This is a genomic window from Rhizobacter sp. J219 (genome assembly GCF_024700055.1).
Classification (GTDB): Bacteria; Pseudomonadota; Gammaproteobacteria; order Burkholderiales; family Burkholderiaceae_C; genus Rhizobacter.
In genome coordinates, this window is record NZ_JAJOND010000001.1 from 4,188,741 (window position 1) to 4,202,006 (window position 13,266).

12 protein-coding genes are annotated in these 13,266 nt (G+C 68.0%); 7 read left to right on the top strand and 5 right to left on the bottom strand.

Annotated elements, in window-relative coordinates; all coding sequences use genetic code 11:
• Positions 1-63: 63 nt before the first annotated feature.
• The 7 genes from argS to LRS03_RS19845 all read left to right on the top strand — a co-directional run bounded on the left by argS (position 64) and on the right by LRS03_RS19845 (position 7,416).
• Entirely contained in the window at positions 64-1,734 is a 1,671-nt protein-coding gene (gene argS / locus LRS03_RS19815) for an arginine--tRNA ligase (RefSeq protein ID WP_257827668.1), read from the top strand.
• Positions 1,735-1,744: 10 nt separating this feature from the next.
• Positions 1,745-2,386, top strand: a complete 642-nt coding sequence (locus LRS03_RS19820; RefSeq protein WP_257827669.1) for an SPOR domain-containing protein — start codon at positions 1,745-1,747, stop codon at positions 2,384-2,386.
• A 105-nt stretch (positions 2,387-2,491) separates the two neighbouring features.
• Positions 2,492-3,130 (top strand): thiol:disulfide interchange protein DsbA/DsbL, encoded by a 639-nt coding sequence (locus tag LRS03_RS19825; protein WP_257827670.1) that lies wholly within the window; start codon positions 2,492-2,494, stop codon positions 3,128-3,130.
• A gap of 157 nt (positions 3,131-3,287) precedes the next feature.
• Entirely contained in the window at positions 3,288-3,860 is a 573-nt protein-coding gene (gene lptA / locus LRS03_RS19830; protein WP_257827671.1) for a lipopolysaccharide transport periplasmic protein LptA, read from the top strand.
• Positions 3,857-4,633, top strand: a complete 777-nt coding sequence (gene lptB / locus LRS03_RS19835; protein ID WP_257827672.1) for an LPS export ABC transporter ATP-binding protein — start codon at positions 3,857-3,859, stop codon at positions 4,631-4,633. Before lptA ends, lptB begins: the two co-directional genes overlap by 4 nt.
• Positions 4,634-4,642: 9 nt before the next feature.
• The gene (locus LRS03_RS19840; RefSeq protein WP_257827673.1) at positions 4,643-6,172 is read left to right on the top strand and encodes an RNA polymerase factor sigma-54; all 1,530 of its coding nucleotides are present in this window, start codon (positions 4,643-4,645) and stop codon (positions 6,170-6,172) included.
• A complete protein-coding gene (locus LRS03_RS19845; protein WP_257827674.1) occupies positions 6,172-7,416 on the top strand; it encodes a THUMP domain-containing class I SAM-dependent RNA methyltransferase in 1,245 nt (414 codons plus the stop codon). The genes LRS03_RS19840 and LRS03_RS19845 overlap by 1 nt, the downstream gene beginning before the upstream one ends.
• Here the strand turns inward: LRS03_RS19845 and LRS03_RS19850 are convergent.
• The 5 genes from LRS03_RS19850 to LRS03_RS19870 all read right to left on the bottom strand — a co-directional run bounded on the left by LRS03_RS19850 (position 7,405) and on the right by LRS03_RS19870 (position 13,158).
• On the bottom strand, positions 7,405-8,784 hold the full coding sequence (locus LRS03_RS19850) for a sensor histidine kinase (RefSeq protein ID WP_257827675.1): 1,380 nt from the start codon (positions 8,782-8,784) through the stop codon (positions 7,405-7,407). The genes LRS03_RS19845 and LRS03_RS19850 overlap by 12 nt on opposite strands.
• A 41-nt stretch (positions 8,785-8,825) precedes the next feature.
• Positions 8,826-10,004, bottom strand: coding sequence for an MFS transporter (locus tag LRS03_RS19855; RefSeq protein ID WP_257827676.1), 1,179 nt, complete (start codon positions 10,002-10,004; stop codon positions 8,826-8,828).
• A 12-nt stretch (positions 10,005-10,016) separates the two neighbouring features.
• Positions 10,017-10,733, bottom strand: a complete 717-nt coding sequence (locus LRS03_RS19860; protein WP_257827677.1) for a 16S rRNA (uracil(1498)-N(3))-methyltransferase — start codon at positions 10,731-10,733, stop codon at positions 10,017-10,019.
• 53 nt (positions 10,734-10,786) lie between these two features.
• Positions 10,787-11,305 (bottom strand): hypothetical protein, encoded by a 519-nt coding sequence (locus tag LRS03_RS19865; RefSeq protein WP_257827678.1) that lies wholly within the window; start codon positions 11,303-11,305, stop codon positions 10,787-10,789.
• Between the two features lie 179 nt (positions 11,306-11,484).
• Positions 11,485-13,158 carry a long-chain-fatty-acid--CoA ligase gene (locus LRS03_RS19870; RefSeq protein WP_257827679.1) on the bottom strand — a complete coding sequence of 558 codons (1,674 nt, stop codon included), beginning with the start codon at positions 13,156-13,158 and terminating at the stop codon, positions 11,485-11,487.
• Positions 13,159-13,266: the final 108 nt, after the last annotated feature.

Here is a 13,266-nt window from a genome sequence, read left to right on the forward strand (position 1 = left end):
TCGGCTTGCCGCGGGCCTCTTGTGCAGTGCAAGACGACAGAGGCGGCCACTTAGAATCCGCCGATGATCCAAGCCAAACAGGAGCTGCTGGCCGCCCTGGCCGAGTCGCTCGCCGAACTCGCCCCCGGCACCTCGGTGCCCGCGGCCTTCGAGTCGCCCAAACAAGCCGCCCATGGCGACCTGGCCTGCACCGCCGCGATGCAGCTCGCCAAGCCGCTCAAAAAGAATCCGCGCGAGTTTGCGCAAGCGCTGATCGCCGCGCTGCAGCAACGTCCCGCGGTGCAGCATTGGGTTGACGCGATGGAGATCGCCGGCCCCGGCTTCATCAACCTGCGCCTGAAAGCCGCCGCCAAGCAGGCCATCGTGCCGCAGGTGCTGCGCGAGGCCGAGGCCTTCGGCCGCAAGCCGGCGAACGGGCAGAAGCTGATGGTCGAGTTCGTCTCGGCCAACCCGACCGGGCCGCTGCATGTGGGGCACGCGCGCCAGGGCGCGCTCGGTGACTCGATCTGTCACCTCTTCGAGACGCAGGGCTGGAAGGTGCAGCGCGAGTTCTATTACAACGACGCCGGCGTGCAGATCGCGACGCTCGCGATGTCGACGCAGGCGCGCATCAAGGGCCTGAAGCCGGGCGATGCGCAGTGGCCCGAGAACGCCTACAACGGCGACTACATCGCCGATGTCGCGGCCGACTACCTCGCGAAGAAAACCATCAAGGCCGACGACCGCGAGTTCACCGCGTCGGGCGACCCCGACGACCTCGACAACATCCGCCAGTTCGCCGTGGCCTACCTGCGCCATGAGCAAGACCTCGATCTGCAGGCCTTCGGCGTCAAGTTCGACCACTACTTCCTCGAGTCGAGCCTCTACACCGAGGGCAAGGTCGAAGCCACGGTGCAGAAGCTCATCGCCGCCGGCAAGACCTATGAGCATGAAGGCGCGCTGTGGTTGAAGACCACCGACGACGGTGACGACAAGGACCGCGTGATGCGCAAGTCCGACGGCACCTACACCTACTTCGTGCCCGACGTGGCCTACCACGTGAGCAAGTGGGAGCGTGGCTTCACCAAGGTCATCAACTGCCAGGGCACCGACCACTACGGCACCATTGCGCGTGTGCGCGCCGGTCTGCAGGGCATGGGCGTGGGCATCCCCAAGGGCTACCCCGACTATGTGCTCAACACCATGGTGCGCGTGGTGCGCGACGGCGCCGAGGTCAAGATCAGCAAGCGTGCCGGCAGCTACGTGACGCTGCGCGACCTGATCGAGTGGACGAGCCGCGACGCGGTGCGCTTCTTCCTCATCAGCCGCAAGGCCGACACCGAGTTCACCTTCGACGTGGACCTTGCGCTCAAGCAGAACGACGAGAACCCGGTGTTCTATGTGCAATATGCGCATGCGCGAATCTGCTCGGTGCTGGCGCAGCGTGCGGGTGAAGCGCTGGCGCAGGCCGATTTCTCGCTGCTCGGCGCGCCCACCGAAATCGCGCTGATGCAAAAGCTCGCCGAGTACCCCGAGATGCTGGAACGGGCCGCCAACGACCTGGCGCCGCACGACGTGGCCTTCTACCTGCGCGACATCGCGGCCAGCTTCCACAGCTACTATGCCGCCGAGCGCTTCCTGCTGGACGACAACGCGGCGCTCACCCGCGCCAGGCTGGCCCTGCTGGCCGCCACCCGGCAGGTGCTGCGCAACGGCCTCACGCTCCTCGGTGTGGGCCACCCCGACAAGATGTGATGGAGACTGAATGAAGAAGCCTTCCAACGCCCGCCCCGCCCGCCAGCGCGGCAGCTTCGTGCTCGGCCTGATCGTCGGCCTGCTGGTGGGCTTGGCGCTCGCGCTCGGCGTGGCGCTCTACATCGCCAAGGTGCCGGTGCCCTTCGTCAACAAGGTGCCGCAGCGCACCGCTGAACAAGACGCCGCCGAGGCCGAGAAGAACAAGAACTGGGACCCGAACAGCTCGCTGTACAGCAAGGTGCCGCCGGGCCGCCCGGCCGCGGTGTCCAGCGGCGTGGTGAGCGGCGCGCCGGCCGGGTCGGCCGTGCTGCCGCCGGGCGGCGTGCCGGGTGCTGCGAGCGCGCCCAAGCCCGACCCTGCGGCCATCCTCGCGGGCAAACTGCCGCCCGACGCGTCCACCAAACCTGGCAGCGATGCGTTGAGCTACTTCGTGCAGGCCGGCGCCTTCGGTCGAGTCGAAGATGCCGAGGCCCAGCGTGCCAAGCTGGCGATGTCGGGCTACCAGGCCAAGGTCACCGAGCGCGAGCAGTCCGGCCGCACGGTGTACCGCGTGCGGCTCGGGCCTTTCGACAAGAAGGAAGAAGCCGCGCAAGTGAAGGAGAAGCTCGAAAGCACCGGCGTCGAGTCGGCGCTGGTGCAGGTTCAGAAATGACCTGCAGCAACGAAGCAGACATGAAGGTTTGAACCAATCGAGGCCCAGCGCACTCACAACGCGGCACGCCAGACCCCCGTTCATTCACCCCAACACACACACCACATGAACCGTCGCGACTTCTCTGCACACCTGATGGGCCTGGGGCTCGGTGCCACGGCCCTGCCGGCGCTGGCCCAGGAAAAGCCGGTCGAAGGCAAGCACTACGTGAAGCTGGGCTCGCCCGCGCCCGTCAACGCCCCGGCCGGCAAGATCGAGGTCATCGAGTTCTTCTGGTACGGCTGCCCGCATTGCAACGCCTTCGAGCCGACGCTCGACGCGTGGCAGAAGAAGTTGCCGGCCGACGTGGCGTTCCGCCGCGTGCCGGTGGCCTTCCGCGAGCAGTACGCGGTCCATCAGCGCATCTACTACGCGCTCGAAGCGCTGGGCAAGGTCGAGGCGCTGCACCGCAAGGTGTTCTACGCATTGCACAGCGAGCGCCAGCGGCTGGAGCAGCCGGCCGAGATCGCCGCCTTCATGGAAAAGAACGGCATCGAGCGCGCCAAGTTCCAGGAAGTCTTCGACTCCTTCGCCGTGCAGACCCGGGCCAAGCAGGCCACCCGCCTGGCCGACGCCTACAAGATCGACGGCGTGCCCGCGATGGGCATCCATGGCAAGTACTTCACCTCGGGCACCATCGCCGGCACGCCCGAGAAGGCGCTGCAGGTCACCGAGTACCTGGTGCAGACGCTGCGCAAAGGCTGATCCGCCCTGCGTGAAAAGGCCGCTTTGGAGCGGCCTTTTTCCCCGCGATCCGGGCTCGCGCTGCGGATCTGTGGCTAGAATGGCCTGCAAGTTTCATGCCGCCATGAGCCACTTTTTCTCCCCCGTTTTGGTCCCCTCCCTGCTTCGCCGCTGGTCCGTGCTGGCCTTGCTGCTGTGCAGCATCGCGCTGCCGGCGCAGGCCGAAAAGGCCGACCGCTACAAGAAGATGGAGGTCGAGTCCGACCAGCCCGGCAAGGTCGACCTGCAGAACCAGGTCGTCGTCTTCAACGGCAACGTGGTGGTGAGCAAGGGCACGATGGTGATCCGTGCCGGCCGCATCGAGGTGCGCGAGACGCCCGACGGCTACCACCTCGCCACCGCCACCGGCGCACCCGGCCAGCTCGCCACCTTCCGCCAGAAGCGCGACGGCGTCGACGAGCACATCGAGGGCGAGGCCGAGCGACTGGAATACGACAGCAAGGCCGACACCATCCGCTTCAGCGGCAAGGCCTCGGTGAAGCGCCTGCGCGGGACCGCCGTCGCCGACGAGGTGACCGGCGCGCAGATCACCTACGACAACACCGCTGAACTCTTCACCGTGGCCGGCGGCGCTGCGGCCGCCACCCCCACCAACCCGACCGGCCGCGTGCGCGCGGTGCTGTCGCCGCGCCAGGACAGCCCGGCCGCCGCCGAGGCTGCGTCGGCCGTGCCCCCGGGAGCACGCCGTTGAACGCTGCCAGCCTGTCCCCGCAAGCCGCCGGCCCGAGCCAGCTGGAAGCGAGCGGGCTGCAAAAGACCTACGGGGCCCGCAAGGTCGTGAAGGACGTGCGACTGGGTGTGCGCAGCGGCGAGGTGGTGGGCCTGCTCGGCCCCAACGGCGCCGGCAAGACCACGAGCTTCTACATGATCGTCGGCCTGGTGCGCGCTGATGCCGGACACATCACCATCGACGGCCAGCGCATCGAGCGCCTGCCCATCCACCAGCGCTCGCGCATGGGGCTGTCGTACCTGCCGCAGGAAGCGTCGATCTTCCGCAAGCTGACGGTGGAAGAGAACATCCGCGCCGTGCTCGAACTGCAGCATGGTCCTGATGGCAAGCCGCTTCCCAGGGCGACCATCGACCAGCTGCTGACCAGCCTGCTGAACGACCTCAGCATCGAGAAGCTGCGCGAGAGCCCGGCACCCGCACTGTCGGGCGGCGAGCGGCGCCGTGTCGAGATCGCGCGGGCGCTGGCCACGCAGCCGCGCTTCATCCTGCTCGACGAGCCCTTCGCCGGCGTCGACCCGATCGCGGTGCTGGAGATCCAGCGCATCATCGGTTTCCTGAAGGCGCGTGGCATCGGCGTGCTGATCACCGACCACAACGTGCGCGAGACGCTGGGCATCTGCGACCGCGCGTACATCATCAGCGAAGGCCGGGTGTTGGCCGAGGGAACACCAACCGAGATCGTCGAGAACGCCGACGTCCGCAAGGTCTACCTCGGAGAACACTTCCGCATGTAGGGCATGAGCATGAAGCCGTCCCTGCAGGTCCGCCTCTCCCAGCATCTCGCGCTGACGCCTCAGCTGCAGCAGTCCATCCGGCTGCTGCAACTCTCGACGCTCGAACTGCACCAGGAAGTCGAGCAGATGCTCGAAGCCAACCCCTTCCTCGAAGTGGAGGAGGACAGCGGCCCCGCCTTCGAGCCGCTGACCGAGCGCCTGAGCGCGTCCGAGCAGGCGGGTGAACGCGAGACCGAGCGTGCCGGCGACGTCGACTCCGGTGGCGGCGACGACACCCCTGGCGTCGACAGCGTCGAACTTGGCGCCACCGAGCGGGACGACTGGGAAAACGGCACCGAGCGCGACGACTTCGATGGCATCCGCGAGCAGCCCACCAGCAGCTCGTCGAGCAACAACGACAACGACGACTTCGATCCGCACGAGCGCAACAGCGTCGGTGAGAGCCTGCAGGACCACCTGCACCGCCAGCTGCTGGGCATGCGCCTGTCGGGCGAAGACACGGCGGCGGTGAAGGTGCTGATCGAATCGCTCAACGACGACGGCTACCTCGACGATTCGCTGGAAGACATTGCCGCGAGCCTCGCCCCCGGCGACGACAACGAAGCGGAGCGCGAGGAGCTGCTCGAACGCCTGCGCTGCGCGCTCAAGTGGCTGCAGAACATGGAGCCGCTCGGCGTGGGCGCACGCGACCTCTCCGAATGCCTGATGCTGCAGCTGCGCGCCACGCCGCGCTGCGAGGCGCAGATGATCGCCATCCTCATCTGCAAGCAGCACCTGGAGCTGCTCGCCCGCCGCGACATGAAGAAGCTCATGGCCGCGACCGGCGCCGACGAAGAGCTGATCAAGGAAGCGCAGGCGCTGATCGTCGCCTGCGAACCCAAGCCGGGCCGCCAGTTCGCCCGCGCCGAGGCCAACATCATCGTGCCCGACGTGATCGTGCAGAAGGCGGGCCGCAACTGGAAGGTCGTGCTCAACCCCGAGGTGATGCCCAAGCTGCGCATCAACGACCTCTATGCGCAGGCCATTCGCGGAAACCGCGGCGCGGGCGGCGCCAACGGTGCCTTGAAACCGCGACTGCAGGAGGCTCGCTGGTTCATGAAGAACATCCAGCAGCGCTTCGACACCATCCAGCGTGTCTCGCAGGCGATCGTCGAGCGGCAGAAGAGCTTTTTCACGCACGGCGAGATCGCCATGAAGCCGCTGGTGCTGCGCGAGATCGCCGACGAGCTCGGCCTGCACGAGTCGACCATCTCGCGCGTGACCACCGCCAAGTACATGGCGACCATGTTCGGCACCTTCGAGCTGAAGTACTTCTTCGGCTCCTCACTCAACACCGAAGCCGGCGGCAACGCATCGAGCACCGCGGTGCGGGCGCTCATCAAGCAGCTCGTCGCCGCCGAAGACGCTGCGAAGCCGCTGTCGGACAGCCAGCTCTCGAAGATGCTCGAAGAGCAGGGCATCCAGGTGGCGCGCCGCACCGTGGCCAAGTACCGCGAAGCCCTGCGCATCGCACCGGCCAATCTGCGCAAGGCGATGTAATGGCCCTGCCGCTCTTCCTGCCCTGCGCCGCCGGCGTCGAGCCGCTGCTGGCCGACGAGGTCAAGCGCATCCTCCCGGGGCACACGGTGCACGTGGGCCGTGGTGGCGTGGGGGTCGATGGCGACCCCGCCGACGTGATGGCGCTCAACCTGGAAAGCCGCCTCGCCCAGCGGGTGCTGGCCGAAGTGGCCTCGGGCCCGTACCAGCACGAAGACGACATCTATGCGCTGGCCCGAAGCGTCGACTGGACCCAGTGGATCACACCGCAGCACACGCTGCGCGTCGACACCACCGCACACCGCAGCCCGCTGCGCAGCCTGAACTTCGTCGCGCTGCGCGTGAAAGACGCCGTCTGCGACGTGCTGCGCGACGCGACCGGCGAGCGCCCGAGTGTCGACACGCGCCATCCCGACCTGCCCTTGTCGCTGCACCTGGGCGAAACCCACGCCTCGGTCTACGTCGACACCTCCGGCGAGGCGCTCTTCAAGCGCGGCTGGCGTGAAGACAAGGGCGAGGCACCGCTCAAGGAAACGCTCGCCGCCGCCATGCTCGCGGCCGCCGGCTGGCAGGGCACGCCCGACGCCGGTGGCGCCTTGCACGACCCCTGCTGCGGCTCCGGCACGATCGCCATCGAAGCCGCGCAGATCGCCTGCGGCGTCGCGCCGGGGCTCAAGCGCCGCTTCGCCTTCGAACGCCTGCTGCCGTTCGCCGACCCCGACAGCCGGGCGCAGTGGCAGCGGCTCAAGAGCCATGCGAGCTCGCGCATCCACGCCAGCGCCGTGCCGATCTTCGCGAGCGACGTGTCGTTCCGCATGGTCGACTTCGCACGCCGCAATGCGCAGCGCGCCGGTGTTGAACATGCGATCCAGTTCAACGGTGGCGACGCACTGGAGCGGCCGGCACCCACGCTGGCCGAGGGCCTGCACGGCACGCTGATGATCAACCCACCGTACGGCGAGCGCATCGAGGTGGCCGGCAAGGCCGCCCGGCCGTCGATGGCGGAACGGCCCGACGACAACCGCGCCGCGCCCGACGACTTCTTCCCGCGCCTGGCCGCGCACTGGAAGCGCGCCTACACCCAGCACCCGGCCGGCTGGACCGCCTGGGTGCTGAGCCCCGACATGAAGCTGCCGAGCGCGATGCGCCTGAAGGAATCGCGCCGAGTGCCGATGTGGAACGGCCCGATCGAATGCCGCCTGTTCCGCTTCGATCTCGTGGCTGGCTCTGCCCGCTCAGTGGTGTGACGGCAGGCTGAAGAAGAAGGTCGCGCCCTGCTGGCGCTGGGCCTGCGCCCACAGGCGCCCGCCATGCCGCTCGACGATGCGCTTGACGATGCTCAGGCCCACGCCGTGCCCCGGAAAGCGCTGGCCATGCAGGCGATGAAAGGGCTGGAAGAGCCGCTCGGCCTCGGCCGCATCGAAGCCCACGCCGTTGTCGCGCACGAAGCAGACTTGCTGCCCTTCCTGCACGAACGCGCCCACCTCCACCTGCGGCACCTCGCCGTCGCGCGTGAACTTGAGCGCGTTGCCGAGCAGGTTCACGTACACCTGCCGCAGCAGGCCGGGATCGGCCTCGACGGTGGGCAACGGGCCCACACGCACCGGCAAAGGCCTGCCATCGGGTTGGGCGAGGCGGATCTGCTCCAGCGTGTCCTGCACGAAGGTGTGCAGGTCGATGGGCTGCAGCGCGAGGTTGGCATCGTTGACGCGCGCCAGCGCCAGCAGGTCGTTCACCAGTTGGCCGGACGAGTCGGCCTGGGTGGTGATGACCGACAGCATTCGCTCGACCGTCGCAAGGTCGTGGCGGCCGAGCGCCTCGCTGGCCAGGCGCGACACGCCGGCAATGCCGCCGAGAGGCCCGCGCAGGTCGTGCGAGACGCTGCGGTTGAAGCTTTCCAGGCCGGCGATCATCTCGCGCAGCTCGGCGGTGCGCTGCGCCACGCGCTGCTCCAGCGTGTCGTTGAGCGACTGCAGCGCAGCCTCGGCCTGCTGGCGGCGGGCCAGCTCCTCGTCCGCATGCCGCTGTGCGCGCAGCAGGCCAGTGGTGAGCACCGTGGTCCCGCTGATCACCATCGGCACGATCACCGCATAGCGCAAGAGCGCGACGTCGAGCAGCCCCAGCCACGCGATCACCAGCACACCGGGGTACAGCATCATCGCGACGAACACCAGGCCGTGGCCATGGCCCGGCTCGCGCCGCATGGCCCACAGGGCGAGCAGCCCCTGGAACGTGAGAAAGCTCGCGAACCCGGTGAACATGCCGAGCCGACCGACCGTGCCCGAGTGCCCCACTGCCAGCAGCGCGAGCGCGACCCCCAACGCCACGCCGGTGATGAGGCGCGCGGCCTGCCGGGGCACCCCGACATAGCGCACGAAGCCCAGCGTGAAGAGCAGCACCGCCGGCACCGCGATGCTGCGGGCGATCAGGTTGGGCCGGTCGCCCACGGGCTGCAGCTGCTGATCGAAGGCATAGATCACGCAGATCAGCAGGTAGCTGGTGGCGAAGTACGCCGACCAGTGCTCACGCTGGCGGCGCCACACCACGAAGTGCAGCACGGCCAGCATGCCCGTCGTCAGCGAACCCGCCAGGGCGTAGACCTCGTTCGTCTGCATCGCTTCAGTGAACTTCGGAAACGGCCAGCCGGCGCCTAGGGCTAACCAGCAGCCGGGGTGGTGGTTGCGCGCTGCTGCCGGGCCAGCCACACGAGCGTGCCGGCCAGCACCGCCAGCGGCAGCAGGGTGCCCAGGTTCATCCACGTCCAACCGCCGGTGGTGACGAGCGCGCCCGAGCCGAAGGCGGTGAGGGTCATGGTGATGTAGACCCAGAAGTCCATCGCGGCCTGCGCGGTGGTGCGCTCCTCCGGCCGGTAGGCCTCGGTGAAAAGCGTGGTGCCGCCGACGTAGAGGAAATTCCAGCCGACGCCGAGCAGCAACAGGGCGCTCGTGAAGTGCATCAGGTCCACGCCCGAGAGCGCGATCGCCACGCACGCGAGGTTGAGCACCAGGCCCGCCACGAGGATGGGCATCACGCCATAGCGCTTGATCAGGCTGCCGGTGAAGAAGCTCGGCACGAACATGCCGAGCACGTGCCAGTTGAGCACCAGCGCGGCGCTCGAGAACGGGTGCTGGCACTGCGCCATCGCGATCGGCGTGGCCGTCATCAGGAGGCTCATCACGCCATAGCCCAGCGAACAGGCCATCACGGCGGCAATGAACACCGGCTGGCGTGCGATCTCGCGCAAGGGCCGGCCCGGCTGCGCGGCGCTCGGCAGCGGCAAGGGCGGGAAGGGGATGAACGAGATCACCGCCAGCGCCATCAGCGCCACCACCACCAGCGCCGCGTAGGCGCCGGCAAACGGCACCGGCAGCACGTCACGCGTGACGCTGGCGAGCTGCGGCCCGACCACCCCGCCGAGGATGCCGCCCGCCAGCACCCACGAGATCGCACGCTCCTTGAACGCCGGTGTGACGAGTTCGGTCGCCGCGAAGCGATACAGGCCGGCACTCGCGTTGTAGTAGCCGGCGATCACCGTGCCGGCCACCAGCCACCAGAACTCGTGCTGCATGGCCGCCCAGGCGCACAGCGCGGTCGAGGCCATCGCCACCAGCAGGCTCACCTGGAACGCCCGCCGCCGACCCCAGGCGCGATGATGGCGCGCCACCAGGCCGGTGAAGAGTGCGCCCCCGGCCACGTAGCCCATCACCGGCAGCGTGGCCAGCCACACGTTGGGTGCGAGCTGCATGCCGACCAGGCCATTGATCGCGATGAATGTGACGTTGTTGATCAGCAGGAAGCCCTGGCAGAGCGTGAGCCACAGGAGAGAGGCATTCATCGGCAGTGGCGTTCAGAGCGAACGCAAGGACAGGTGGGCAAGCACGGCGAGCGGGGCGGTGTCGGCGCGCAGCACCCGCGGGCCCAGGCCCACCCGGCGGAACCCCGCGGCTTCGGCCAGCTGGACCTCGGTGTCGCTCAGACCGCCCTCGGGCCCGCTCAGGAACAGGGCTGCTTCTGCGGGGGGCAACGCGACGGTGTCGGCGCGCGGGTCGAGCACGCAGGCGGCCACGCCGTCGCGCACCGGCTTCGACGACAACCAGGTCGCGAGGGTGCGCACCGGCGCGACCTCGGGCACCCGGGTGCGACCGCTCTGCTCGCAGGCCGCGATGGCCACCGCCTGCCAATGCGCCTGGCGCTTCTCGGCGCGCTCGCCGGCCAGGCGCAGCACCGAGCGTTCGCACACCAGCGGCTGCAGCGCGGCGACGCCGAGTTCGGTCGCTTTTTCGACCAGCGCATCCATGCGTTCGTTGGCCGGCATGCCGACCGCGAGGGTGACGTGGTGAGGGAAATCGCGCTCGACCGCCTCGTGCGCGAGGAGCTGCACGCTCACCTGGCTGCGTCCCATCTGCTGCACCCGCGCCGACCATTCGCCGCCCTGGCCGTTGAAGAGCGTGAGCGCGTCACCGGGCTGCAGGCGCAGCACCTGCACGTGGCGGGCCGCGCCGGGCGGCAGGTCGATCAGGGTGTCGGGGAGGAGGGCTTGGTCGATGAACACACGGGCGGGCATGCGCCGAGTGTGCCCCAAGCGGCGGGTCGGTCGAGCCGATCGTGGGCCGTGGCTCAGCCGCCGTAGAGCGAGCGCCGCGCCTTCTCGGCCACGGCCTCGCCTTTGCGTTCGCGGATCTGCTCCAGCACCCGCTCGCCCACCGCGCGCAGTTCTTCGATCGTCGAGGCCTTCTCGACGGCCAGCGTGAGCGTGAAGCCGCGCAGGCCGAGTTCGCTCGAGATCAGCTGGGTCAGCGTGGCGGTGAACTGGCCGTAGTCCATCGACAGCGGCTCGTCGAGCGAGGGTGGGAGCGACATCGGCTGGGTCGCTGCGTTGCCCCGGTCGGACGCCGACGACGAAGAAGACGAAGAAGACGAAGAGCGGCTGCTCGACGACGACGGCACCGGCGCGATCAGGTTCAGCGACTCCAGGAACTTGAAGTCTTCGGGCTTGAGGCCGACCACGTTGGCCAGGAGCATCTCTTCGGTCTTGACTCCGTCGATCAACAGCAGCAGATTGCGCTGCAGGCGCTCTTTCACGAGAGCGCGCGCCTGCACTTCAGCTCGTCCTGCTTCGGTCTTGCTCCAGATCACTGACAACCTCCCGTGAATCGCGTGGACGCTCGGTCGCCCGGCCTGGTTGGCCTGACTCCGATGTCGCTATTGGGCGCCCTTGATGGCGCGAGGTTCCGCATTAGAACCTGCGCCACCCCGAAATATTCACGATTTCCCGCCGCGCGCGAAGGTATTGCGCGCGCGGGCGGGACGGTGGCTCAGGCCGCCTTGTCGCGCAACTCGCGACGCAGGATCTTGCCGACCGGAGTCTTGGGCAGCTCGTTGCGGAACTCCACCACCTTGGGCCGCTTGTAGCCCGTCATGTTCGCTTCGCAATAGGCGCGCACGTCGGCCTCGGTCACGGCGGGGTTGCTGCGCACGATGACGAGCTTCACCGCTTCGCCGGCCTTCGCATCGGGCACGCCGACCGCAGCGCATTCGAGGATGCCGGGCATTTGCGTGACCACGTCTTCCACCTCGTTCGGGTAGACGTTGAAGCCGCTCACGAGGATCATGTCCTTCTTGCGGTCGACGATCTTGAAGTAGCCGCGTGCGTCCACGGTGCCGATGTCGCCGGTGCGGAAGAAGCCGTCGGCCGTCATCACCTTGGCGGTCTCGTCGGGGCGCTGCCAGTAGCCGGCCATCACCTGCGGGCCGCGGATGGCGATCTCGCCCGGCGTGCCGGGGGGCACTTCGTTGCCGTCGTCGTCAAGCAGCTTGAGTTCGGTGCCGGGCAGCGGCAGGCCGATGGTGCCGGTGAAGGCGTCGCTGTCGGTCGGGTTGCAGGTGGCGGTGGGCGAGGTCTCCGACAGGCCGTAGCCTTCGACGATCGGGCAGCCGGTCTTCTCGAGCCACAGCTTGGCGGTGGCCTGCTGCACGGCCATGCCGCCGCCGACCGAGATCTTCAGGTGGCTCCAGTCGACGGTGTTGAAGTCGGGGTGGTTGGCCATTGCCATGAAGAGCGTGTTGACCGCTGGCAGGCTGTGCACCTTCTCGCGCGACAGGTCCTTGAACACCGCAGGGATGTCGCGCGGGTTGGGGATCAGGATGTTGCAGCCGCCCATGCGCATGCCCAGCATCATGTTCGAGGTGAAGCCGAAGATGTGGTACAGCGGCAGCGCGGCGACGGTGGTGATCTGTTCGCCCGGAGGCATCTTCTTCAGTGCGGGCTGGTACCAGGCTTCGCACTGCAGGGTGTTGGCGACGAGGTTGCGATGCAGCAGCACCGCGCCCTTGCTCACACCGGTGGTGCCGCCGGTGTACTGCAGCACGGCGATGTCGGTCGGCTTGGTGTCGGGCGCGCGGTAGGCTGCCTTGCGGCCGGCGGCCACGGCGTCCTTGAAGCGCACGGCGCTGGGCAGCGAGAACGCCGGCACCATCTTCTTCACGTTGCGCACGACGTAGTTGACGATGAGGCCCTTGACGCCGAGCAAATCGCCCATCGAGGCGAGGATGACCTTCTTGGTCGGCACGGCGGCGTAGCAGGCCTGCAGCGTGGCGGCGAAGTTCTCGACGATGATGATGGCCTTGGCGCCCGAGTCCTTCAGCTGGTGCTCGAGTTCGCGCGGGGTGTACAGCGGGTTCACGTTCACCACCACCAGGCCGGCGCGGATGATCGCCGCCACGGCGATCGGGTACTGCGGCACGTTCGGCATCATGATGGCCACACGGTCGCCCTTTTCCAGGCCCTGCGACTGCAGGTAGGCGGCCAGCGCACGCGACTGTTCGTCGATCTGGGCGAAGGTGAAGCCCTTGCCCATGAACTTGTACGCCGTTGCCGAGGCGTGCTTCTTGAACGCCTCCTCGATCAGCGCCAGCAACGACGGGTACTCGCCGAAGTTGATCTGTTCAGGCACGCTGGCCGGGTACTGCTTGAGCCAAGTCTTTTCCATTTTTGATTTCTCCAGAGGAGTCGAGAGAGGGCGGTCTGCTTGAAGCGGCGGATTCTGACGTGGAACTGACGTGTACTCCATCAGGGGTTTCGAGCGAACGACCGTTCT

Excerpts from the sequence above, each read along its gene's own strand:
- LRS03_RS19820 (WP_257827669.1), top strand. The coding sequence starts at position 1,745 with ATGAAGAAGCCTTCCAACGCCCGCCCCGCCCGCCAGCGCGGCAGCTTC.
- LRS03_RS19855 (WP_257827676.1), bottom strand. The coding sequence starts at position 10,004 with ATGAATGCCTCTCTCCTGTGGCTCACGCTCTGCCAGGGCTTCCTGCTG.
- LRS03_RS19840 (WP_257827673.1), top strand. The coding sequence starts at position 4,643 with ATGAAGCCGTCCCTGCAGGTCCGCCTCTCCCAGCATCTCGCGCTGACG.
- LRS03_RS19850 (WP_257827675.1), bottom strand. The coding sequence starts at position 8,784 with ATGCAGACGAACGAGGTCTACGCCCTGGCGGGTTCGCTGACGACGGGC.
- argS (WP_257827668.1), top strand. The coding sequence starts at position 64 with ATGATCCAAGCCAAACAGGAGCTGCTGGCCGCCCTGGCCGAGTCGCTC.
- LRS03_RS19870 (WP_257827679.1), bottom strand. The coding sequence starts at position 13,158 with ATGGAAAAGACTTGGCTCAAGCAGTACCCGGCCAGCGTGCCTGAACAG.
- LRS03_RS19825 (WP_257827670.1), top strand. The coding sequence starts at position 2,492 with ATGAACCGTCGCGACTTCTCTGCACACCTGATGGGCCTGGGGCTCGGT.
- LRS03_RS19845 (WP_257827674.1), top strand. The coding sequence starts at position 6,172 with ATGGCCCTGCCGCTCTTCCTGCCCTGCGCCGCCGGCGTCGAGCCGCTG.
- LRS03_RS19860 (WP_257827677.1), bottom strand. The coding sequence starts at position 10,733 with ATGCCCGCCCGTGTGTTCATCGACCAAGCCCTCCTCCCCGACACCCTG.